Source organism: Rhodococcus sp. C3V, from assembly GCF_029269915.1.
Lineage (GTDB): Bacteria > Actinomycetota > Actinomycetes > Mycobacteriales > Mycobacteriaceae > Rhodococcus_F > Rhodococcus_F qingshengii.
In genome coordinates, this window is record NZ_JARJBE010000012.1 from 152,817 (window position 1) to 175,927 (window position 23,111).

17 protein-coding genes and 1 tRNA gene are annotated in these 23,111 nt (G+C 63.6%); 10 read left to right on the forward strand and 8 right to left on the reverse strand.

Going from position 1 to position 23,111, the window contains the following annotated elements; all coding sequences use genetic code 11:
• Positions 1-9 precede the first annotated feature (9 nt).
• The gene (locus tag P3G66_RS26380) at positions 10-1,161 is read right to left on the reverse strand and encodes a N(5)-(carboxyethyl)ornithine synthase (RefSeq protein ID WP_030537325.1); all 1,152 of its coding nucleotides are present in this window, start codon (positions 1,159-1,161) and stop codon (positions 10-12) included.
• Positions 1,162-1,394: 233 nt separating this feature from the next.
• Entirely contained in the window at positions 1,395-1,772 is a 378-nt protein-coding gene (locus P3G66_RS26385; protein WP_003941367.1) for a MarR family transcriptional regulator, read from the reverse strand.
• A gap of 85 nt (positions 1,773-1,857) precedes the next feature.
• Here P3G66_RS26385 and P3G66_RS26390 point away from each other — a divergent pair, with 85 nt between their 5' ends.
• Positions 1,858-3,387 carry an MFS transporter gene (locus tag P3G66_RS26390; RefSeq protein WP_212634098.1) on the forward strand — a complete coding sequence of 510 codons (1,530 nt, stop codon included), beginning with the start codon at positions 1,858-1,860 and terminating at the stop codon, positions 3,385-3,387.
• Between the two features lie 73 nt (positions 3,388-3,460).
• Here P3G66_RS26390 and P3G66_RS26395 read toward each other — a convergent pair whose 3' ends face one another.
• The 4 genes from P3G66_RS26395 to P3G66_RS26410 all read right to left on the reverse strand — a co-directional run bounded on the left by P3G66_RS26395 (position 3,461) and on the right by P3G66_RS26410 (position 7,889).
• Positions 3,461-5,338: an FAD-dependent monooxygenase gene (locus P3G66_RS26395; protein ID WP_065456556.1), complete on the reverse strand. Its 1,878-nt coding sequence runs from the start codon at positions 5,336-5,338 to the stop codon at positions 3,461-3,463.
• Between the two features lie 2 nt (positions 5,339-5,340).
• Complete coding sequence (locus P3G66_RS26400; RefSeq protein ID WP_007726181.1) at positions 5,341-6,669, reverse strand: MFS transporter; 1,329 nt, start codon at positions 6,667-6,669, stop codon at positions 5,341-5,343.
• A gap of 128 nt (positions 6,670-6,797) precedes the next feature.
• Positions 6,798-7,724 (reverse strand): LysR substrate-binding domain-containing protein, encoded by a 927-nt coding sequence (locus P3G66_RS26405; protein ID WP_276117336.1) that lies wholly within the window; start codon positions 7,722-7,724, stop codon positions 6,798-6,800.
• Positions 7,725-7,813: 89 nt separating this feature from the next.
• Positions 7,814-7,889, reverse strand: a tRNA-Arg gene (locus P3G66_RS26410).
• Positions 7,890-8,132: 243 nt separating this feature from the next.
• On the opposite strand from P3G66_RS26410, the gene P3G66_RS26415 reads away from it, so the two are divergent.
• Positions 8,133-10,502 carry a phosphoketolase family protein gene (locus tag P3G66_RS26415; protein ID WP_276117337.1) on the forward strand — a complete coding sequence of 790 codons (2,370 nt, stop codon included), beginning with the start codon at positions 8,133-8,135 and terminating at the stop codon, positions 10,500-10,502.
• A gap of 55 nt (positions 10,503-10,557) precedes the next feature.
• Here the strand turns inward: P3G66_RS26415 and P3G66_RS26420 are convergent, their stop codons facing one another.
• Positions 10,558-11,277: a DUF305 domain-containing protein gene (locus P3G66_RS26420; protein WP_276117338.1), complete on the reverse strand. Its 720-nt coding sequence runs from the start codon at positions 11,275-11,277 to the stop codon at positions 10,558-10,560.
• On the reverse strand, positions 11,270-12,097 hold the full coding sequence (locus tag P3G66_RS26425; RefSeq protein WP_003941378.1) for a DUF3105 domain-containing protein: 828 nt from the start codon (positions 12,095-12,097) through the stop codon (positions 11,270-11,272). The genes P3G66_RS26420 and P3G66_RS26425 overlap by 8 nt, the downstream gene beginning before the upstream one ends.
• A gap of 216 nt (positions 12,098-12,313) precedes the next feature.
• Here P3G66_RS26425 and argS point away from each other — a divergent pair, with 216 nt between their 5' ends.
• The 8 genes from argS to prfA all read left to right on the forward strand — a co-directional run bounded on the left by argS (position 12,314) and on the right by prfA (position 23,093).
• Positions 12,314-13,966, forward strand: coding sequence for an arginine--tRNA ligase (argS, locus tag P3G66_RS26430; RefSeq protein WP_003941360.1), 1,653 nt, complete (start codon positions 12,314-12,316; stop codon positions 13,964-13,966).
• Positions 13,963-15,384, forward strand: coding sequence for a diaminopimelate decarboxylase (lysA, locus tag P3G66_RS26435; protein ID WP_030537331.1), 1,422 nt, complete (start codon positions 13,963-13,965; stop codon positions 15,382-15,384). The genes argS and lysA overlap by 4 nt, the downstream gene beginning before the upstream one ends.
• Entirely contained in the window at positions 15,381-16,694 is a 1,314-nt protein-coding gene (locus P3G66_RS26440) for a homoserine dehydrogenase (RefSeq protein ID WP_030537332.1), read from the forward strand. Before lysA ends, P3G66_RS26440 begins: the two co-directional genes overlap by 4 nt.
• Entirely contained in the window at positions 16,691-17,773 is a 1,083-nt protein-coding gene (gene thrC / locus P3G66_RS26445) for a threonine synthase (RefSeq protein ID WP_003941280.1), read from the forward strand. The genes P3G66_RS26440 and thrC overlap by 4 nt, the downstream gene beginning before the upstream one ends.
• A 44-nt stretch (positions 17,774-17,817) precedes the next feature.
• Positions 17,818-18,762: a homoserine kinase gene (gene thrB, locus P3G66_RS26450; RefSeq protein ID WP_007726194.1), complete on the forward strand. Its 945-nt coding sequence runs from the start codon at positions 17,818-17,820 to the stop codon at positions 18,760-18,762.
• A gap of 503 nt (positions 18,763-19,265) precedes the next feature.
• A complete protein-coding gene (gene rho, locus P3G66_RS26455) occupies positions 19,266-21,404 on the forward strand; it encodes a transcription termination factor Rho (protein ID WP_276117339.1) in 2,139 nt (712 codons plus the stop codon).
• Between the two features lie 226 nt (positions 21,405-21,630).
• Positions 21,631-21,867, forward strand: coding sequence for a 50S ribosomal protein L31 (gene rpmE / locus P3G66_RS26460; protein WP_003941310.1), 237 nt, complete (start codon positions 21,631-21,633; stop codon positions 21,865-21,867).
• A 146-nt stretch (positions 21,868-22,013) separates the two neighbouring features.
• Complete coding sequence (gene prfA, locus P3G66_RS26465; protein WP_003941341.1) at positions 22,014-23,093, forward strand: peptide chain release factor 1; 1,080 nt, start codon at positions 22,014-22,016, stop codon at positions 23,091-23,093.
• Positions 23,094-23,111: the final 18 nt, after the last annotated feature.

A 23,111-nucleotide genomic window follows, 5' to 3' on the forward strand; every position in this document is an offset into this window, starting at 1 on the left:
TCGGGGCGCCTACTCCGCGATGACAGCGTGCGGGTAGTCCGACGAGCGGTGCTGGAAACGCGTAATGGCGGGATTCACGATGACGCCGTCACGGATTTCGATGGCGCGGTCGACGGTCTCGTCTGCCTTCCAGGCCGTCTCTCCTGCCATCACAGTGGGCAGGTAGGGAAGAAGTGATTCGCTGATCTCCCACGACGCGGAGTTCCACAGGTATGACGGACTGTGGTCGACACCGTAGTAGGTGATGTTGTCACCGACGATGAAGGTCGGCTCGGCAAACGAGGTGGGGCGAGCCCAACTGAAGCCCATGCCTTCGTCGCACGATACGTCCACGATGAGGCTGCCGGGTTGGAAGTCCATGAGGTCTTCCTCGGTCAGGAACGTCAGTGGGGCGTCCGTGTTCTGCAGTACGCAGTTGACGACGATGTCGTGCTCGGCCAAGAAACCGGGCACCGGCACGCTGTGGTTGTCGAGCATGACGTGGCTGCCACGGACGTCACCGTTGTTGTTGTCGAACGAGACCATGCGCGCCGAGTGGATGGGGGAGCTGACGGCGGTGACTCCACGCTGGGTGAGGACGTCCACTTCGTGGATACCGTGCGCCTTGAGTGCTGTGACCGCGCCGCGTGCAGTGGCTCCGAAACCGATCACGGCAGCGGTGAGACGCCGGCCGTAGTCACCGGTGGAACCGATCAACTGCAGGGCGTGCAGTACCGAGCAATAACCGGCGAGCTCGTTGTTCTTGTGGAACACATGCAGATTGAACGATCCGTCGCTGTGCCAGAAGTTCATGGCCTCGAAGGCGATGAGAGTCAGTTTCTTGTCGATCGCGATCTGTGTCAGTTCGGTGTCCTGGACACAGTGCGGCCAGCCCCAGAGAACCTGACCTGATCGTAGCTCGGCGAGGTCACGCACCAACGGCTTCGGTAGCAGAACCACATCGGTTTCCGCCAAAATCTGCTTGCGCGTGCGGATTCCGGCAACGAGGCGCGAGAGGTAGTCGTCGGAGTAGCCGAAGGGGTGACCGTAGCCTTCTTCGAGGTAGATCCGAGAACGTAGTTCGGCATCGATGCGATCGAAATGCGCAGGATGGATCGGCAACCGGCGTTCTGCCGGTTTGCTCGACTGTCCGATGACTCCAAGGGTGCGTGCGTTGTTCAATTGTGTATCTCTCGATAGGAGCAGGTAGAGATGTCAGGCAGGAGCCTGAGGGACTAGCAGAAGCCGCAGGAACGCTGGCAGATTGCCTCGGCCAGGACCGCGTGAAAGCGTGCTGGCTGCGCTGCTGTCGATCGCCGACGGCAACAGAAAGGCGCGTCGGTATGTGCTCAGTCTAGTCCGGAACGGCCCTCACCCGGTGGCCGGGCGCTGTGTTGTGCTCCGCTGACGTGTGGCTACTGCTCGCGCAGGCGTGAATCCAGTACGGCCAGTTGAATTTTGCTGGCGTCCGCGTGTACCTGACGTCCTTTGTCGGTGACGTCGACGAAGACTCCGCGCCGGTCGGCCTCGCACAGTGCTCGCTGAACCAGTCCGGCCTTCTCGAGACGGGCCACGCTACGGGAGAGCGCGCTGGGACTCAGGTACATCTCCGAGGCAAGCTCCTGCATGCGTGGACGTTCGCACGTGGCGTCCATGAGTCGGTCGAGAGCCTCGAAGTCGCTCATGCTCAGCCCATGCGCCGACTGCATCTGGCGATCGAGTTCGCACGCGATGTCGTTGTAGCTGGTCGACAGCGAGCGCCAGGTGTTGCGCAATTCGGATTCCGACGTCACGACCGCATTCTAGTTGAAGACTCGATTACGTGCAATTGCATTAAATGCTTGTGCATTATGTGCATGTGCATCTATTCTCGCTGACGTGACTTGCACAGACTCGACACTCAAACCATTCGATTCGCCGGACGCCCCGGTTTCTACGGAATCCTCGGTTCCGGCCACAGGGGAGGGCTGGTCCCTCAAGCTGTGGGGCATCCTCGCGGTGCTCTGCCTCGTGTTGTTCCTCGACGGTCTCGATGTGTCGATGGTGGGCGTCGCGCTTCCGTCCATCGGCAATGAACTGGGCCTGTCCACTACCTCGCTGCAGTGGATCATCAACGGCTACGTCCTCGGATTCGGCGGCCTGTTGCTACTCGGTGGACGTACCGCCGATCTTCTCGGGCGCAGGAAGGTCTTCCTGATCGCACTGACCGTGTTCGCAATCGCCTCGCTGGTCGGTGGCCTTGTCGACAACGGAACACTGCTGATCGCATCACGATTCGTGAAGGGATTGGCTGCGGCCTTCACCGCTCCGACCGCAATGTCCATTCTCACCACGACGTTCAAGGAAGGTCCGGCCCGTAACCGTGCGCTGTCGGTGTTCTCCGTGTTCGGCGCCAGTGGTTACTCGTCCGGTCTGATCCTCGGTGGGCTGTTGACCAGTGCCGGTTGGCGATTCACGTTCCTGATGCCGGTTCCGTTTGCCGTCATCGCGCTGATCGGTGGGTACTTCCTCATTCCGCGGGACCGTCCCGCAGATACCGGGGGACACGATCTCGTCGGCGCCGTCACCCTGGTGACGGGAATGCTTCTCACGGTGTACACGATGGTTTCGGCTCCGACCCGTGGATGGGCACACCCGATGACGCTGGGTTCGTTCGCTGTCGCAGCCGTGCTTCTGGCGACGTTCTTCTTCGTGGAGAAGAAGGTGGCGCATCCGCTTGTGCGACTTGGGCTTCTGCGCGTCGGCACCATCGTTCGTGCAAATCTGGCCATCATCGCGCTCTTCGGTTCCTACCTGAGCTTCCAGTTCATGATGACGATCTTCCTGCAGTCGGCCCTCGGCTGGTCGCCCCTGAAGATGGCGATGGCACTGCTGCCCGCGGGCATCATCGTCGCATTCGGATCGCCGTTCGTCGGACGGCTGGTCGACCTGTACGGCAGTGCCAAGCTCATCATCGCGGCACTGACCTCGCTCAGCGTCGGGTACCTCTGGTTCCTCTTCGCGGGCAGCGATTCACCGTCGTACGTCGTGGCGATTCTGCCGAGCGTCATCCTGCTCGGACTCGGATTCGCGCTGGGGTACACCTCGATCATGGCCCAGGCCACCTCGGGTGTCGACGACTCGGAGCAGGGTTTGGCGTCCGGGCTGGTGAACACCTCCGCTCAGGTCGGTGCGGCGCTCGTGCTCGCTCTGACCACTGCCCTCGTGACCGCTGGATCGCACACCGCGTCCGGCGCCGGTACCGCCGGATTCGAGCAGTTCCATCCCGGACTGATCCTGGTTACCGGAGTCGCGCTGGTGGGCTTGGCGATCACCGTCTCGCCGCTGTTACGTGGAAGGTCGCAGCGGGGAAGATCCGTGCGTGAAAGGCGCGCTGAGGAAGAAAAGGAATTGGCCGAGGTCAACTGAATACTTGCTTCATCCGCGAATGCGCTCGGCCGCGTAGGAGACAATCCTGCGCGGCCGAGTTGCTGTGTCTGAACTATCGGGTGGCAGATTTCAGGGCAGCGTCTTTCAGTGCTACGTCGAAGCTCGTCGACGTAGCTTGCGAACCGAGAATCAAGGCAAGGCGCGCCAACATGGCTTCGCGGTCGGACGGATCAGCCTGATCCAGTGCATTCGACAGTGCCAACCAGACGTGTTCGCGGTGGCCCTCGTCGTCGACCACCGCAGTTGTCGCCGACTGTGCCGTATCGAAGTGCGTCGGCGCAGTGCCGGCGGTGAGGTGTTTGGCCACGTCGTTCAATTGCGTGGGATCGCTGATGCGGCACAGCACCAATCCGTCGGGCCGAATCACGAAGATTTCGCCGACACGAGCGCCGAGGGCAGATGCGAGATTGCCTTCGGCATCGGGAACCGTGGAGTCGGTAGTTCCCACGGTGATCACGCGTACGGTTTCCGGTGCAAGGGCCTGAGCAAGGATTTCGGCTTGCGTGTCGAGTTCGGATACCAGCTCAGCTGACAGTCCGAAAGCCAGCAGGCCGAATCCAGTACCGCGCAGACTGTTCAAGGAGGTAGATGAACCGTCCGCCGAGACCTGGACGACCCTGTCTTCCAACGGATCGCCGGGTAGTACGCCCTCGGCGCCCGCAGCTGTCGGCCACGTCAGCGGGGAGAGCCGGGCGTGCGTCGCACTCGACTGGCGCGGGTTGATGAGGTGCGCGAATTCGCTTCGCTTGGTGGCGAGTTCGAGTACGGCATCGCGGGTGGTCCGGTAGCCGTGACTTCCCGGCGACATGATGAGCGTCGACTTGCCTGCGTTGTCGACGTTCTGCTGCCACGCGCTGCGACGTTCCTTCGAATACGCGTCGAGGATGGTGGAATCGGCAGCTCCGTTGATGACGGCGGCTAGTTGCCACACCAAGGTCTCGGCGTCTTCCATGCCCGAGTTCAGGCCGCGAACACCGAAGATCGGAACGAGATGCGCGGCGTCGCCGGCAAAAAGCACACGGCCGTGAGTGAAATCTTCCAGAGCGAGTGCGTGGGCGCGGTAGAAGCCGAACCATTCCAGGGTCCAGGGGATGTCGCTCTGGAGCCATTCGAGGTGACGCGTGATGCGGTCACGGATGCGATCTTCTTGCGTCTCCGCTTCCGGATCGTCCGAGGCGTCGAGCTGGTAGTCGATGCGCCAGATGTCCCGTGGTTGGCGATGCATGATGATCGTGGACCCCGGGTTGCTGGGTGCGTCGAACCACACCAGACGCTCGGCCGGGAGTTCCGATTCCCAATGAATGTCGGCAATGACGTAGTTGCCCTCGTAGCTGTTGCCCTGCAAGCGGATTCCGCTGAGTTCGCGCATCTTGCTGCGTCCACCATCGGCGGCAACGACCCACGCCGCGCGCAGTTCGCGGGTTCCGAACGCGGTGTCGACGGTCAGAGTCACCTCGTTGTCACCGACGGAGATGCCGGCGATCGACGACGACCAGTGGAAGTTCACCAGTGGGTGAGCGAGCAGCTTGTCGGTCATGATCTGCTCGAACTCGGATTGCGAGACGTTGACCATGGGTCCACGCGCGTCGTGCTCGGCGGATGCCATGCGGAACTGCAGTACTTCCTGATCGCGGTAGTAACTCCGACCACCCACCCACGGCAGAACGAGGTCTTCGAGCTCGGCACCGAAGCCGAGGCGTTCGGCAACTTCGAGGCTGTGGCGTGACACGCAGATCGCGCGACTGCCGAACGAGACCTGATCGGCCGCTTCGAGAATCGTGACGGCAATGCCGCGCTGCGCCAAGCCCATGGCTACGCCCATGCCGACGGGGCCGGCTCCGACGATCACGACGGGAAGTGCGTCGGCCGAAGGCGCCAGGGAGGCGAAGTCCTCGGGTGCGTACTTCTTCGGATGAAAGTAGGTCGACATGGTCACGAGGCTTTCTGTGCGGCAGTGTTTTTCGGGATCAATTGAGGTTCCGGGAGCAGCAGGATGGAAACCAGGCTGATCACGGCAATGATCACGAAGTAGGCGGTGATGGCGAACGAGGTGTCGAAGGCGGCGTAGAGCGCGGTGGCGATCATCGGGGCCAGACCGCCGCCGAGGATTGCGCCGATCTGGTAGCCGAGTGACGCTCCGCTGTAGCGGATGTGTGCGGGAAACAATTCGGCGAACAGTGCCGCTTGTGGGCCGGCGCAGCAGCCGAGCGTGAAGCCGAGGGCGATCATCGATACGAGCATCACCGGAACGATCGCTGTGTCGATCAGCGGAAAGAACACCGCTGCCGCCACTACCAGGGTGATCGAACTGCGGATGTAGACGGTCCGGCGTCCGAGAGTGTCCGACTTGTGAGCGCTGAAAGCCATTCCCGCCATCCAGAACGGGCAGGATGCGATGAGAAGAAAGAGCATCGTGGTCTTGCTGAAGCCGAGTTCGGTCTCGCCGTACTTGAGGACGTAAACCATGTACGCGTACGCGATTCCGTTGGTGGCGATGAAGGTTCCACCGGCGAGGAGCACAGTCTTCCAGTGTCTGGTGAGAACCTCGAGAATCGGCATGGACTCCGCCGGTGCCTCGGACTTCGACGCGGTGAACTCGTCACTTTCCTCGAGGCCGAGACGGATCCACATCGCAACGCCCACCAGAACTGCGCTGAGCAGGAACGGGATTCGCCATCCCCAGGAGTTGAATGCATCGTCGTCCATGAAGGCGGCGAGGGGGAGATAGACGAGATTGGCCACCAGTACGCCTGCGGGAACACCGATTTGTGGTGCGCTGCCGTACAGCCCCTTCCTGCCCTCGGGTGCGTTTTCGGTGGCGACCAGAACTGCGCCGCCCCACTCGCCGCCGACACCGAGTCCCTGAACGAATCGCAAGGTCACCAGGAGTATGGGGGCAAAGACGCCGATAGCGGCGTAGTTGGGTAGCAGCCCGATGGCAACGGTGGCGCAGCCCATCAGCATCAGCGAGGTGACCAACATGGATTTGCGTCCGATGCGGTCGCCGAAGTGGCCCATCACGATTCCGCCGATGGGACGCGCGACGAATCCGACGGCGAGGGTGGCGAAGGCGGCGAGGGTGCCGGCCAGATCGGACGTGCCGGGGAAGAACTGCTTGCCGAGCACGAGTGCGGCGGCGGTGCCGTAGATGAAGAAGTCGTACCACTCGATGGCGGTGCCGACAAAGCTGCCGAGGGCGGCCTTACGCGCCTTGACCGTCGCGGCGGCGCGCGTTGCGGTCGGTGAGGCGATGGAGGTCATGAAGTGCCTTTCGAGATGAATGTGGCTTGAAGAAACAATGACGTGCGCCACAACAATTGAAAAGCGAAAGAATTGGAGGTTCTTGCACGGAAAATACGTGGAACCAGCTCCGCTGCCTGGTAGCGGGACTATTGGGCAGGTTCTGAGGGTGAAACGAATTCTATGAAAGCGCGTGCGACGCGGCTGAGGCGAGTGTTCTGGTGCCAAGCGAGAACTACGTGCACCGACGGCACGGCGGGGGAAGCGATGGTCTTGACGACCACCTCGAGCCCCTCGTACGTGACGTCGATCTTGGGCCGCTGGAGTAGCAGCGTCCAGCCGAGGCCACGGCCGACAAATGCTCGCGCCGTCTCGAAGTTCGCAGTTCTGTAGGCAACCTTCGGGGCGAATCCGCCTGCGCGACAGACGTCGAGCGCGTGTTTGGTGCTCGGCGGCGCGTCGAGGAGAACCATCGGGTGTTCCGCGAGGTCCGGAAGATGGATCGGTCGCTCGGACCGCGCGAGTGGGTGTTCTGCACCCAGGACGATCAAGGGTTCGCGGATGGCCAACGGAACTGTGCGCAATTGTGGAGACAGGTCCAGGTCGTAAGCGATTGCGAGGTCCAACTCGCCGTTCTCGAGATGTGTCTGGAGCCGATTCTGAGTGTCCTCGCGGAACTCCACCTGCGCGTCAGGATTCTCACGGGTGAACCCGGCGATCATCGACGGCAATACCGTCGGCCCCAGAGCGGGATAACAGCCGATCGCGATGGGCCCCGACACGCTTCCGCCGGTTCCGAGCGCATCGGATTCGAGTTCCCCGGCTTGCTGAAGTAGCGCCCGGGCGCGCACCAGAACGGATTCGCCGGTGCGGGTCAGTTGAATGCCGAATGAGCGACGGCGAACGCACAGTTGAACTTTGAGCGCGCGTTCGAGTTCGGTGAGCGCCGCGGACAGGGCGGAAGGAGAGAAGTGCAGGCGCTCGGCCGCGGCACTGATCGTTCCGGTCTCGGCTACCGCGACAAACGCGGCCAGCTGACGCATCGTGTACGTGGGAGCAGGATCGATGCGAGGCATGAGATCGACAGTAGTCGGGTAGATTGCCCTGAATATTTTGGTGTGGCACCGTGAAGAAGTCGACGATCAATCGCTGACCTTCGTCTTCGTGGTGCCCCCGGCAGGATTCGAACCTGCGACCTTTCGCTCCGGAGGCGAACGCTCTATCCCCTGAGCTACGGGGGCGCACCGAACTTTCGGTGTGCCGATTGGGCTGCGTTAGCGTAGCGCATCACGGGGGGACAAGACCAAACCGGCACCCGTCTCGGCATGGCGTCCTCGCGGGAGGTAGTCGAGGATGCGGCCGGGGACCATGGTCGTCGAATCATCTGTACCGACTGACTCGGATGCTTTTTACGCCTAGGCTCGGCTCTGAGCACAGGCTCGGGCGGACTGCTCGGGCACCCTCGTGAGGTACGGGAGTCGTTGATGACCGATCACCACTATTCCGAAGACCAGCTCGCGCTCGACCTGAAGTGGTGGGCAGCGGCCAACTACCTGACCGTCGCGCAGATCTATCTGAAGGACAACACGCTTCTGCGGGAACCGTTGCGTGCCGAGCACATCAAGCCCCGACTGCTCGGGCACTGGGGGACCAGCCCCGGCTTGTCGATGATCTACACGCTCCTCAATCGGCACATCGTCGCCACCGGCGCAGACTGGCTTTACGTGACCGGTCCCGGGCACGGCGGTCCGGCGCTGGTCGCGTCGACGTATCTCGAGGGAACGTACTCGGAGATCTATCCGGAAGTCTCGGACGACGCCGAGGGCATCCACCGGATGTGTCGGCGATTCTCCGCTCCCGGCGGAGTGCCCAGCCATGTGAGTGTGCAGACACCCGGAAGCATCCACGAAGGCGGCGAGCTCGGCTACGCCCTTGCCCATGCGGCCGGCGCTGCCTTCGATCATCCGAACCTCGTGGTGGCCTGTGTGATCGGCGACGGCGAAGCGGAGACCGGGCCGTTGTCCGGTTCGTGGAAGCTCCCGGCGTTCCTGAATCCACGACGCGACGGCGCGGTACTGCCGATCCTGCACGTGAACGGTGCCAAGATCGCCGGGCCGACGGTCTACGGACGCAGCAGCGACGAAGACATCCAGGCCTATCTTGGTGGACAGGGGTGGGCGCCGATCGTCGTCTCCGGTGACGACCCCGACGCGGTGTTTCCTCAGCTGTATCAAGCGATCTCGCAGGCGCACGAGAAGATCCGCGAGATGCAGGGTGCCGCACGCCGCGGAGAGGAGTGGACGGGTTCGTGGCCGGCAATCGTGTTGCGGACGCCGAAAGGATGGACCGGTCCACACACCGTCGACGGAATCTTGGTCGAGGGCACACATCGTGCGCACCAGGTGCCGTTGTCCGGCGTGCGAAGCAACGAATCACATCTGCGGCAACTCGAAGAGTGGATGCGGTCGTACCGTCCGGACGAGTTGTTCGACGCCAACGGATCACTGGCCGCGGAACTGGCGGCGCTCTCGCCGACGGGGGACAAGCGCATGGGGAGCACTCCCTACGCGAACGGTGGACGACTTCGCGTCGATCTCCCGATGCCGCCGCTCGAAAAGTATGCGCTTCCCATCCAATCCCCGGGTTCGACCTTCCACGAGACGACGCGAGTTCTCGGCGAGCTTCTGCGCGACATCTACGCCGCCACGGAAACCGAGGACAGCGGCGGGATCTTCCGACTCTTCTGTCCGGACGAGACGTCGAGCAATCGCCTCGGCGCCGTATTCGAGACAACCGATCGCTGCTGGCAACTGCCGATCACCGACTACGACGACGGGCTGTCCGCGGACGGTCGTGTCATGGAGGTCCTCAGCGAGCACCTCTGCGAGGGATGGCTCGAGGGCTATCTGCTGTCGGGCCGACACGGGATGTTCGCGAGCTACGAAGCATTTGCGATGGTGAGCGTGTCGATGCTCATCCAGCACGCCAAGTGGCTCCAACATGCCGTCGACCTGCCGTGGCGGGCGTCTGTTGCTTCGCTCAACGTGCTGTTGACCAGTACGTGCTGGCGCAACGACCACAACGGATTCAGTCACCAGGGCCCCGGCATGATCGACGCCGTTATTCCCTTGGCACCCAGTGTGATCCGCGTGTGGCTGCCGCCGGATTCCAACACGTTGCTCTCGATCTCGGATCACTGCCTGCGTAGTACCGACCACGTCAACCTGATAGTCGTGGACAAGCAACCGCACCTGCAGTACCTCACGCTCGAGCAAGCGCACGAGCACTGCGCGGCGGGCGCTTCGGTCTGGGAATGGGCCGGAACCGAGGCTCGCGGACAGGAACCGGACGTGGTCCTGGCCGCCGCGGGAGATGTGCCGACGCAGGAGATCCTGGCTGCTGCACAGTTGCTGCGCGATCACACACCCGAACTGATCACCCGCGTCGTCAACGTCGTCGATCTGATGGCCTTGCTGACGCCAACCGAGCATCCCCACGGATTCGGGGAGCGGGTCTTCCTCGATCTGTTCTCCGCGCAGACCGACGTCGTGTTCGCATTCCACGGATACTCGCGTGCCGTGCACGAACTGATTCACGGGCGTCCGAGTCCCGAGCGCTTCCACGTTCGCGGATTCAGTGAACAGGGAACAACCACAACACCGTTCGACATGGTTGTCCTCAACAAGATGAGCCGCTACCACCTGGTGATCGAGGCGCTACGACGCTCCAAGCGTCGGCCGGCCGGGGCGTCCGAGTTGGCGGAGTTCTGCCGCACACAACTCGAAAAGCACTCGCGTTACATCGTCGAGCACCTCGAAGACATGCCGGAAGTAGAAAACTGGACCTGGTCCTGAAATTCAGGACCAGGCCCAGTTGGGTCTGAACATTCTCGGCTCAGTTCAGTTCTGCTCAGTTCATGGGCAGTGGCATTGCGCCGCGAGCTGCCAACATGTCGGTCATCAGCTTGGACTCGCTCTGCTGCGTGTTGACCATCGTCTGCGCCAGGCTGCGCACCGGCCCCTCGGTGGCGTCGGCTGCTGCGTGCTCCATCATCGGAAGCCCACCTTCGTGGTGACGAAGCATCAGCTGCAGGAACAAGGTGTCGAGTTGCAGACCTTCCGCTGCGCGGAGAGCCGCAAGGTCCTCGGGGGACGCCATGCCGGGCATGGTGTCGACCGGCCCGGAATGACTCATGTCCATCGTGGCCGAAGTCCCGTGCGATCCATGGCCGGAGCCCGAATCGGACGACATCCACTCCATGTACGGGCCCACCTTGGACAGCGGCTGATCCCACATAGTCAGCCACGCCTGCATCTGACCGAGCTGGTTCTGCTGCGTGGTCAAGATGTCGAACGCGAGCGTGCGTACGTCGTTGTCGGTGGACTTCGTCAGGGCGATGGACGCCATGTCGACGGCCTGGCTGTGATGCACGCTCATGTCCTGCGCGAAGCCCACGTCCACCGAATCCGAAGCCGGAACGGTCAGTGACGACTTCGCATCGGGTCCGAGGAGGTTGGTCAGTGCGCCGAGCGCAAAACCGACGGCGATCGCGCCGATCAGACCGATGATCAGCAGTGCGGTGCGCTGACTCGGCTTCGAAGACTGATCGGTGTTCGTCGAACTATCCACCGGCGGGAATCTGTTCGTCGGTGGCCGGGGTAGCGCCCGTGCCGTCCATCTGGATGGCGTCGGCGCCCGGAGGTGTCGGATCGAACGGCGACGTCGACGGAGTGAACAGCGGGTTGGTGCAGCTCGCGCCGACCTCGGGGTAGACGTTCGGGTTCTGGTTCAGCGCAGTGATGAACTGATCGATGCGATCGTCGTCGGCCTTGTCGATCTCGAGGCGATGGCCCCACGACTGCAGAGAAATGGGGCTGCTCTGACCGGGGTACGGCGACATCAGCATGTAGGACTTGCCGTTCACGCGTCCGGCGAGACTGTCGATCTGGTCCTGGTCGACGAGATCGGGGTTGTACGTGATCCAGATGGCGCCGTGCTCGAGCGAGTGGACGGCGTTCTCGGTGCGAATCGGGTCGGCGTACACGGTTCCGGTGCAGTTAGCCCAGGTGGCGTCGTGCGGGCCACCGAACGGCGGGGTCTGGTCGTACGCCACGCGCTGAGTGGAATCGACGTGCTGGCCGGCCGGGTACTCGATCTTGAGGACGCCGTCGATCTTGTCGGACGGATCCTTGTTCTCCGAGCTGTACTTGTACGGCTCGAGGGCCTGCCGCTCCTCGACCTTGGGCCACAGATTGATACCGAGCACGGCGATGAGTGCGAGCACAGCCACACCGGCGCCGATCGACAGCCAGGGGATCTGGCGGGGAGCGGGGACGCCGCCCTTGCCCTTCTTGGCCGGCCGACTGTTCTTGTTGGCGGCCTTGATGGCCTTGGCTGATTTGGCCCCGGAGTTCTTGTTGGGACCGCGACTATCGGAACCGCTTGGCATCGATTGGGCTCTTTCGGTGTGTGGGCTTGAGGTGTGGCGCGCCCGCGCATGAAGGTACGCGGTGGTAGCTCGGGCATTACCACTGTACTTTCCGAGTCTGAGGGCAAACTTTGAGAGTGGCGTGCGACACGCCACAGCGGCCCCGCGCACGTTCACGGAGAGCGAGGCGTGAGGCGAGTCTCCACTTCCGGTGTGCAGGCAATAGGATGAATACCTGTGACTCCAGCTGACCTTGCCGAACTGCTCCGCGGAACCGCAGCGAGCGTCCTTGCCGATCGTGGCCTCGACGTATCCGTGCTACCCGAAACCCTCACCGTCGAGCGACCACGCAACCCCGAGCACGGCGATTACGCCACCAACATTGCCATGCAGGTAGCCAAGAAGGTCGGCACCAATCCCCGCGAGCTGGCGGGCTGGATCGCCGAAGCCCTCACCGCTGCCGACGGAATCGAATCCGCCGAGATCGCCGGGCCCGGCTTCCTCAACATTCGGTTGGACAAGGACGCCCAGGGCGCGATCGTCGTGTCGGTTCTCGAAGCCGGTGCGTCGTACGGCTCGGGTGACTCCCTCGCCGGCAAGAAGATCAACCTCGAATTCGTCTCCGCCAACCCCACCGGACCGATTCACCTCGGTGGAACCCGTTGGGCCGCAGTCGGAGACGCGCTCGGACGCATTCTGTCCGCGCAGGGTGGTTTGGTAACACGTGAGTACTACTTCAACGATCACGGTGCCCAGATCGACCGCTTCTCGCGTTCGCTGATCGCTGCAGCGAAGGGTGAACCTGCTCCCGAAGACGGTTACGCCGGTGCGTACATCGCCGACATCGCCGCCTCGGTTCTGAAGCAGCGTCCCGACGTCATGGATCTGCCTGCCGACGAGCAGCAGGAAACCTTCCGCGCCATCGGCGTCGAATTGATGTTCACGCACATCAAGCAGACCCTGCACGACTTCGGCGTCGACTTCGACGTCTACTTCCACGAGAACTCGCTCTTCGAATCCGGTGCGGTCGAGAAGGCCGTCGAATCCCTCAAGGGTTCGGGCAACCTCTTCCACGAAGACGGTGCGTGGTGGCTCAAGAGCACCGACTACGGCGACGACAAGGACCGCGTCGTCATCAAGAGCGATGGCAACGCCGCCTACATCGCCGGTGACATCGCCTACTTCCAGAACAAGCGCGCCCGTGGGTTCGACCTCTGTATCTACATGCTCGGCGCCGACCATCACGGTTACATCGGCCGTCTCAAGGCTGCCGCTGCCGCATTCGGCGACGATCCGGACACCGTCGAGGTGCTGATCGGCCAGATGGTCAACCTCGTCAAGGACGGCACTGCCGTCAAGATGAGCAAGCGTGCAGGCACCGTCATCACCCTCGACGACCTGGTCGAGGCAATCGGCGTCGACGCCTCGCGTTACGTCATGATCCGCTCGTCGGTCGACTCGAGCATCGACATCGACCTCGACCTGTGGACCAAGACCAGCAGCGAGAACCCCGTCTACTACGTGCAGTACGCGCACGCACGCCTCTCGGCGATCGCTCGGAACGCCGCAGACCTCGGTCTGTCCGCCGACGCGAGCAACCTCGCCCTGCTCACCGTCGAGCAGGAGGGTGACCTCATCCGCACGATCGGCGAGTACCCACGCGTCGTGTCGAGCGCTGCGAATCTGCGTGAGCCGCACCGTATTGCCCGCTACCTCGAAGAACTCGCGGGTGCGTACCACCGCTTCTACGGCGCGTGCCGCATCCTTCCGCAAGGCGACGAAGACGCCACCGACGTGCACCGCGCGCGTCTGGCTCTCTGCGCCGCCACCCGACAGGTCCTGGCCAACGGTCTCGAACTGCTCGGCGTCACCGCACCGGAGCAAATGTGAACGCGCACCCCGCCGGCCCCAAGCACGCCGAGCAGTTGCAGGCCCCCGGCTTGCCCGACCGTCCGACCAGCCCCGAAGCCTTCGGCGAACTCTCACCGCAGGTGTGGCCGCGCAACGCTTCTCGTGGCGACGACGGTGAAGTGACCCTCGCGGGTGTCAAGGTCGGTGAACTTGCCGAGAAGTACGGCACTCCGTTGTTCGTCATCGACGAGGACGACTTCCGCTCGCGCTGCCGTGACATGGCCCGCGCCTTCGGCCCGGATGCCAAGGTGCACTACGCATCCAAGGCATTCCTCTGTGGCGAGATCGCACGCTGGGTCGCCGACGAAGGCCTCTCGCTCGACGTCTGCTCCGGCGGCGAACTGGCGATCGCGTTGCACGCGGACTTCCCGGCCGAGCGAATTGCCATGCACGGCAACAACAAGTCAGTCGCCGAACTGGCCGCTGGTGTCGCCGCGGGCGTCGGACACGTCGTGCTCGACTCGTCGATCGAGATCGACCGACTCGATCGTGTCGCCGGTGAGGCCGGTGTCGTTCAGGACGTGTTGATCCGACTGACCGTCGGCGTCGAAGCGCATACCCATGAATTCATCTCCACCGCACACGAGGACCAGAAGTTCGGTTTCTCGCTGGCCGGGGGAGCGGCGATCGACGCGGTCCGTCGCGTCTTCGCCGCCGAAAACCTGCGACTGGTCGGCCTGCACAGCCACATCGGTTCGCAGATCTTCGACGTCGACGGTTTCGAGGTGGCAGCGCACCGCGTGATCGGTTTGCTCCGCGACGTCGTCACCGAGTTCGGAGTCGAGAAGACCAAGCAGATTTCGATCATCGACCTCGGCGGCGGCATGGGGATCTCGTACATCCCCTCCGACGACCCGCCGCCCGTCGACGAACTGGCAGCAAAGCTCGGCCACATCGTGCGCAACGAGTCAGCACTGGCCGGATTGCCGGAGCCGACGCTTGCCGTCGAACCCGGCCGCGCCATCGCCGGACCTGGCACGGTGACGCTCTACGAGGTCGGCACCATCAAGGACGTCACGGTGGGTAGCTCGCTGACACGCCGCTACATCAGCGTCGACGGCGGGATGAGCGACAACATCCGCACGTCCCTCTACGGTGCGGAGTACGAAGCCAAGTTGGTTTCGCGAACTTCCGAGGCTGATCCCGTCGTTGCACGTATCGTCGGTAAGCACTGCGAGTCCGGTGACGTGGTCATTCGGGACACCTGGATGCCCGAGGACGTCGGGCCCGGTGATTTACTAGCGGTAGCAGCGACCGGTGCATACTGCTATTCGATGTCGAGCAGGTACAACCTGCTCACCCGCCCAGCCGTGGTGGCGGTGCGTGACGGAGTCTCACGCGTGATTCTGCGGAGGGAAACAGTGGAAGATCTGCTCAGCTTGGAGGTATCGCAGTGACGAGCGAATCGGCGCATCGCGCTATCGGTGTGGCCGTTCTCGGCCTCGGCAACGTCGGGAGCGAGGTCGTCCGGATCATTCGTGAGCAGGCCGAGGAACTCGAAGCTCGCGTCGGCGCCCCGTTGGAACTGCGGGGGGTTGCCGTCCGCCGTATCGGCTCGGACCGCGGAATTCCCGAGGAACTGCAGACGACGGACGCCGAGTCCCTGGTCGGTCGTGACGACGTCGACATCGTGGTCGAGGTGATCGGCGGAATCGAGCTCCCTCGCAAGCTGATTCTCTCTTCCCTCAACTCCGGTAAGTCGGTCGTAACCGCCAACAAGGCGCTGCTCGCGGACCACACCGGTGAATTGGCGGAGGCTGCAGAGGCCAACTCTGTCGACCTGTACTTCGAGGCCGCTGTTGCCGGCGCGATCCCCGTGATCCGCCCGCTCACACAGTCGTTGGCCGGAGACCGTGTCAACAAGGTCGCCGGAATCGTGAACGGCACCACCAATTTCATCCTTTCGGCGATGGACGAGACCGGCGCCGACTACGAAGAGACCTTGGCCGAAGCCGGACGCCTCGGATACGCGGAAGCCGACCCGACCGCGGACGTCGAAGGCTACGACGCCGCGGCGAAGGCAGCGATCCTCGCGTCGATCGCGTTCCACACCCGCGTCACTGCCGCGGACGTGTACCGCGAAGGAATCTCCACGATCACCTCCGCCGACCTGGCGTCGGCCAAGGCACTCGAGTGCACGATCAAGTTGCTCTCGATCTGCGAGCGCATCGTCACGCCCAAGGGCAAGGAGCGGATTTCCGCTCGCGTGTACCCGGCGCTGGTTCCGCTCAGCCATCCGCTGGCCTCGGTCAACGGCGCGTTCAACGCCGTTGTCGTGGAAGCAGAGAACGCCGGCCGGCTCATGTTCTACGGCCAGGGCGCAGGCGGCGCCCCCACCGCTTCCGCGGTGATGGGTGACCTGGTGATGGCTGCGCGCAACAAGGTTCACGGCGGCCGCGGCCCCCGCGAGTCCAAGTACGCCAAGCTGAAGGTCGCCCCGATGGGCGACATCCTCACGCGCTACTACGTGAACATGGAGGTCGCGGACAAGGAAGGTGTGCTGTCCGCAGTCGCCGCCGAGTTCGCCAAGCACGGCGTGAGCATCTCCGTCGTCCGCCAGGAGGGCGCCGGCGCCGGCGCGCGTCTGGTGGTCGTCACTCATGTAGCAACCGACGCGGCTCTCTCCGAGACCGTGGCGGCTCTCAACGAACTCGAATTCGTCACCGCTGTGACCAGCGTGCTGCGACTGGAAGGCACTGAACAATGACCGGCATCGTCAACCCCGTCCACAAGGCATGGCCGGGTCTCATCGAGGCATACCGGGACCGTCTCGCGATCGGTGACAACTGGAAGACCGTCACCCTGCGCGAAGGCGGCACCCCGCTCCTGCCGGCCGGCCACCTCTCCGAGATCACCGGCTGCGACGTCTACCTCAAGGTCGAGGGTCTCAACCCCACCGGTTCCTTCAAGGACCGCGGCATGACGATGGCCGTCACCGACGCCTTGGCCCGTGGCCAGCGTGCAGTTCTGTGCGCGTCCACCGGCAACACCTCCGCCTCGGCCGCTGCGTATGCAGCCAAGGCAGGCATGACCTGCGCCGTGCTCATCCCGCAGGGCAAGATCGCCATGGGCAAGCTTGCGCAGGCAGTCATGCACGGTGCCAAGATCATTCAGGTCCAGGGCAACTTCGACGACTGCCTCGAGCTGGCACGCAAGACCACGGCCGAGTTCCCCACCATCGGCCTCGTCAACTCGGTCAACCCGGTGCGCATCGAAGGCCAGAAGACCGCGGCATTCGAGATCATGGACGTGCTCGGCAAGGCTCCCGACGTGCACGCACTCCCGGTCGGAAACGCCGGTAACATCACCGCGTACTGGCGCGGATACTCCGAGTACTACGCGGACGGTCTGACCACGGTCAAGCCCCGCATGCTCGGTGTCCAGGCAGCCGGAGCGGCTCCGCTGGTCAACGGTGCACCCGTCAAGGATCCCGAAACCATCGCCACCGCAATCCGAATCGGTTCTCCCGCGTCCTGGAACGGCGCTGTCGCCGCGAAGGAAGAGTCGAACGGTGCATTCCGTGCCGCCACCGACGAGAAGATCCTCGAGGCTTACCGTCTGATCGCCGCCACCGAGGGCGTCTTCGTCGAACCGGCGTCGGCAGCCAGTGTCGCCGGCCTGCTCGCCGCACGTGCAGAGGGCTGGCTCGAGCCGGGCCTGACCGTCGTGTGCACGGTGACCGGTAACGGTCTCAAGGATCCTGACACGGCTTTGAAGGGTATGCCGAACGTCGAGCCGATCGGTGTCGATCCCGTTGCCGTCGCGGCTGCCCTCGAGCTTGCATAGTGTCCGTGGATTCATCGACCACTCCGCGGAATCCGGTGTCTGACATGACTATAACCCTGCCTATCGGCCTTTCGGTGACTGCTCGCGTCCCGGCCTCGAGTGCGAACTTGGGGCCGGGGTTCGACACCCTCGGTCTGGCGTTGGGGTTGTACGACGAAATCGTGGTCACCACAACGGATTCAGGCCTTCAGATTCGCGTCGAAGGTGAAGGCGCTGCCGACGTGCCCTGGGGTCCTTCGCATCTCGTGGTCCGCGCCATCGAGCGTGGTCTCGAGGCGGCCGGAGTGTGGGCCAGTGGCCTGGACGTGTTGTGCCGCAACGCGATTCCGCATTCGCGCGGGTTGGGATCCTCGGCTTCCGCGGCTGTCGGTGGATTGGCAGCAGCCAACGGTCTGGCGCGCGCTCTCGATGCCGAGATCGGCTTGACGGAAGAGCAGTTGGTTCAACTCTCGTCCGAGTTCGAAGGTCACCCGGACAACGCGTCTGCCAGTGTTCTCGGTGGCGCAGTCGTCTCGTGGAGTTGCCCACCGGCCGTCGAAGGCGACGAGCCGATCTACTCCGCGGCCAAACTCGACGTCCATCCCGACATCCGTGCTGTGGCACTGGTTCCCGAGGAGCGGTCGTCCACCGCACACACTCGCGGGCTCCTGCCCGAATTGGTTCCGCACCAGGATGCCTCGTTCAACGCGAGCCGCAGCGCGCTCGCCGTCGTTGCGCTCACTGCTCGGCCCGATCTGTTGATGGCAGCCACCGAGGATCGCCTGCATCAGGCACAGCGCGCACCCGCGCTTCCGCTCACGACGCGATGGATCGGGATCCTGCGCGAGGCGGGTATTGCTGCGACCGTTTCGGGAGCCGGCCCCACCGTGTTGGCGCTCAGCACAGAACCTTTCCCCGTCGAACTCGCGGAAGCGGCGCGGGCAGACGGACTACGTGTGCTCGAATTGGACATCGCCGACGGCGTCGAAGTATCCACGACGACGGTCTGATCCCTGCCTTGGTCCAGGTGATCGCCCACTACCGATCGGTAGTGAACTGACACACCCAGTCGTCCAAATTCTTGCCGGACTCAGGTTTGGGCGCTATCCTGGGCTATGTCCGTACATCGTGCGCGTCAGTCGCCGGTGCATCACCAGGGGGCAAAACTCCTTCCCAATCGGGGTCCACAGTCCTTGGCATGATTCTCGCAGGCATGATCCTCACGCTTGTACCTTCTCCGAAGGTTTGAATCCTCCGCGGATCGAACACTCAGAGGTTCCATCACTCTGGGGTTCAACACACGGGGGAGTGAATCGTCGACGAAGGCGCGTTGGGCAGGTTTGCGAGCGCATGAAAAGTTTGAGGCGAGAGTTTCCGACAATCATGTGACGGCGGACAAGCCGGCAGTTCTGGACAGCAACCACGTACGGCACCACCGAGTTCGGTATTCAATCGAACTGCGGGACGAACCCTCGACTTTGCGCAGTGCGAGTGAGGGAAGGAAAGGACCTCCGTGACCGATACGGACCTCATCGCCACTTCTGCACCCGCCGGGTCGGAATCAGGCGACAATTCTCAGGCGTCATCTTCAGCACCGAACGGTGCGGTGGCGACCTCCACGAAGCGTGCCGAAACGCGCCGTGGTGCCGGACTCTCCGGCATGGTGCTCACCGAACTCCGCACTCTTGCGGGTGAACTGGGCATCAAAGGCACTTCCGGCATGCGCAAGGGTGACCTGATCGCAGCCATCAAGGAGCGCCAGGGCGGCAGCGCGAAGGCTGCACCCGCACAGAGTGAACTCACTCTCGACGACGCACCCGTTGCGCGCACTCGTGCCAAGAGCACTCGCGCCGCACGCACCGAAGCCCCCGCAGCCGAAACAGCTCCGGCAGCCGAATCGGCTCCTGCCGAGGCCGCGCCTGCGCGTACCGAATCCGCCGAGGATTCCGATCAGAGCGCACCCCGTCGCGGACGTCAGCGTCGTGGCGCCGCTCGTCGTGCAGGTTCACCCGACCAGGGTGAACTGAGCATCGAGCAGGAAGCTCCTTCGGCGAAGTCCGACGCGGACACCGCGAAGGCCGCCGATTCTTCGAAGGTCGCCGAGACCGCCAAGGCCGAGGCTCCGGCCGAGCGTCCTGCGCGCACCGAGGGCAAGTCCGACGCTGATCAGGCTCCCGCCGAGCAGGGCAACGAGCGTCCCCGCCGCGAGCGCAACCGCGACAATCAGGGCCAGCGCGACAACCAGGGCCAGCGGGACAACCAAGGCCAGCGGGACAACCAAGGCAACCGGGGCAACCAGGACCGCCAGGACCGCGGCAATCAGAACAACGCCGGCCAGAACAACGCCGGTCCTCGCACGGACAACCGCAACAACGGGCCGGACGACGACGAAGAGGGTGGACGCGGACGCCGCGGACGCCGTTTCCGCGAGCGCCGTGGCCGTGGTCGCGATCGCGGTGAGGGTGGCGCACCCAACGATTCACGCGAGACCGAGATTCGTGAGGACGACGTCCTGCAGCCGGTCGCCGGCATCCTCGACGTCCTCGACAATTACGCCTTCGTGCGTACGTCCGGGTACCTCGCCGGTCCCAACGACGTCTACGTCTCCATGAACCTGATCCGCAAGAACGGCCTTCGCCGTGGCGACGCCATCACCGGTGCCGTCCGCGTCTCGCGTGACGGTGAGCAGGGCAGCCAGCGTCAGAAGTTCAACCCGCTGGTCCGTATCGACACGGTCAACGGCGGCGACGTCGAGGCCGCGAAGAAGCGCCCCGAGTTCAACAAGCTCACGCCGCTGTACCCGAACCAGCGTCTTCGCCTCGAGACCGAGCAGCACATTCTCACCACGCGTGTCATCGACCTGGTGATGCCCATCGGTAAGGGCCAGCGCGCCCTCATCGTGAGCCCGCCCAAGGCCGGTAAGACCAGCGTGTTGCAGGCGATCGCGAATGCCGTCGCCACCAACAATCCTGAGTGCTACCTGATGGTCATCCTCGTGGACGAGCGTCCCGAGGAAGTGACCGACATGCAGCGCAGCGTGAAGGGTGAGGTCATTTCCTCCACCTTCGACCGCCCGCCGGGAGATCACACCGCAGTTGCCGAGCTGGCAATCGAGCGTGCGAAGCGCCTGGTCGAGATGGGTAAGGACGTCGTCGTGCTGCTCGACTCCATCACGCGTCTGGGTCGTGCGTACAACAACTCCTCGCCGGCGTCGGGACGCATCCTCTCCGGTGGTGTCGACTCGACGGCGCTCTACCCGCCGAAGCGTTTCCTCGGTGCTGCCCGCAACATCGAGAACGGTGGATCGCTCACCATCATCGCTACCGCAATGGTCGAGACCGGATCCACCGGCGACACCGTGATCTTCGAAGAGTTCAAGGGCACCGGCAACGCCGAGCTCAAGCTCGATCGCAAGATCGCCGAACGCCGCGTGTTCCCGGCCGTGGACGTCAACCCGTCCAGCACGCGTAAGGACGAGTTGCTCCTGAGCCCGGACGAAGCTGCGGTGCTGCACAAGCTCCGCCGCGTCCTGTCCGGTCTGGACTCGCATCAGGCCATCGATCTGCTGATCGATCGACTGAAGAAGAGCAAGAACAACCTCGAGTTCCTGATGCAGGTCTCCAAGACCGCACCGGGTGCGATCGACGACTGATCGACTCGACGTCAAAAGGCCCACAACCAGCTGGTTGTGGGCCTTTTGCGTGGGCGGAACAAAACCGAGGGGCAGTGCGTTGACAACTTCGTACAGCCACCCCGAGGCGTGCGAGACGCGGATTATCCGGTGAGGTACCGCATCTGGCATACTGAACGGCCGAGTCCGGTTCCGGTTCACGATGTCGATTGGCGACGTCGACCCGGCGACCATTGAAAGGGACACCATGAAGGCAGGAATCCACCCAACCTACGTAGCGACCACCGTCGTCTGCGGTTGCGGTAACACGTTCGAGACCCACAGCACCAAGGAGTCCGGACGCATCAACGTCGAGGTTTGCTCGCAGTGCCACCCGTTCTACACGGGCAAGCAGAAGATTCTCGACACCGGTGGACGCGTCGCTCGCTTCGAGGCTCGCTACGGCAAGCGCGCAGACAGCAAGGTCCCGGCCACCGAGTCCTAGCTGTTCCGCCGACGCCCGATCTGCCATGCGCAGATCGGGCGTCGGCTTTTTTGTGCCTGCACTCGGTTTGCGCGTTTCCCGGGTCCCGGCGTCGATATACCTTCAAGCGCGCACCGTAGGAATCGAAACTCAGAGCGGAGCGAACCATGGCAGGCGCAACCCAGCCCTCGGCCATCGACGACATCTTGGCGGAGCACGCCGGTCTCGAAGCACAGATGTCCGATCCGGCGCTGCACAACGACCCTGCCGCTGCCAGGCGCGTCGGTAAACGGTTCTCCGAGCTCTCGCCGATCATGTCGACGTACAACAAGCTCACCGCTGCGCAGGACGATCTGGAAGCCGCGCGCGAACTAGCCGCCGACGATTCCAGCTTCGCCGCCGAGATCCCCGATCTCGAAGCCGAGGTCGCGCAGCTCGAGCAGACGCTTACCGATCAGTTGGCGCCGCGTGATCCGCATGACGGCGACGACATCGTCCTCGAAGTGAAGTCCGGTGAGGGCGGCGAAGAATCCGCGCTCTTCGCCTCGGACCTGGCCCGCATGTACGTCCGCTACGCGGAACGGCATGGCTGGCGCGTCGAGATTCTCGACGCGACGGTCTCCGATCTCGGCGGATACAAGGAAGCCACGCTGTCGATCAAGAGCAAGTCGGACACCCCGGACGGAGTGTGGGCGCGGCTGAAGTTCGAGGGCGGCGTTCACCGCGTCCAGCGAGTGCCCGTCACCGAATCCCAGGGACGCGTTCACACTTCGGCTGCCGGCGTTCTGGTCTACCCGGAGCCCGAAGAGGTCGAGCAGGTCCAGATCGACGAGAGTGACCTGCGTATCGACGTCTACCGTTCGTCCGGCAAGGGCGGTCAGGGCGTCAACACCACGGACTCCGCGGTTCGAATCACGCACCTTCCGACCGGCATCGTCGTCACCTGCCAGAACGAGCGCTCGCAGCTCCAGAACAAGGCGCGTGCCATGCAGGTGCTTGCAGCCCGTTTGCAGGTAGTCGCCGAGGAAGCCGCGGACGCAGAAGCGTCGGCAGGTCGCCAGAGTCAGGTTCGGACGGTGGACCGTTCGGAGCGCATCCGCACCTACAACTTCCCCGAGAACCGCATCACCGATCACCGCATCGGATTCAAGTCGCACAACCTCGACGCAGTGCTCGACGGTGAGCTCGACGCACTTCTCGATGCATTGGGCAAGGCGGACCGAGAGGCGCGTCTCGCGGCCGAGTAGATGCAGACCATGACTGAC

Coding starts and splice junctions, on each gene's coding strand:
- P3G66_RS26395 (WP_065456556.1), bottom strand. CDS start 5,338: ATGTCGACCTACTTTCATCCGAAGAAGTACGCACCCGAGGACTTCGCC.
- P3G66_RS26400 (WP_007726181.1), bottom strand. CDS start 6,669: ATGACCTCCATCGCCTCACCGACCGCAACGCGCGCCGCCGCGACGGTC.
- P3G66_RS26405 (WP_276117336.1), bottom strand. CDS start 7,724: ATGCCTCGCATCGATCCTGCTCCCACGTACACGATGCGTCAGCTGGCC.
- P3G66_RS26415 (WP_276117337.1), top strand. CDS start 8,133: ATGACCGATCACCACTATTCCGAAGACCAGCTCGCGCTCGACCTGAAG.
- P3G66_RS26425 (WP_003941378.1), bottom strand. CDS start 12,097: ATGCCAAGCGGTTCCGATAGTCGCGGTCCCAACAAGAACTCCGGGGCC.
- thrC (WP_003941280.1), top strand. CDS start 16,691: ATGACCGGCATCGTCAACCCCGTCCACAAGGCATGGCCGGGTCTCATC.
- thrB (WP_007726194.1), top strand. CDS start 17,818: ATGACTATAACCCTGCCTATCGGCCTTTCGGTGACTGCTCGCGTCCCG.
- rpmE (WP_003941310.1), top strand. CDS start 21,631: ATGAAGGCAGGAATCCACCCAACCTACGTAGCGACCACCGTCGTCTGC.
- prfA (WP_003941341.1), top strand. CDS start 22,014: ATGGCAGGCGCAACCCAGCCCTCGGCCATCGACGACATCTTGGCGGAG.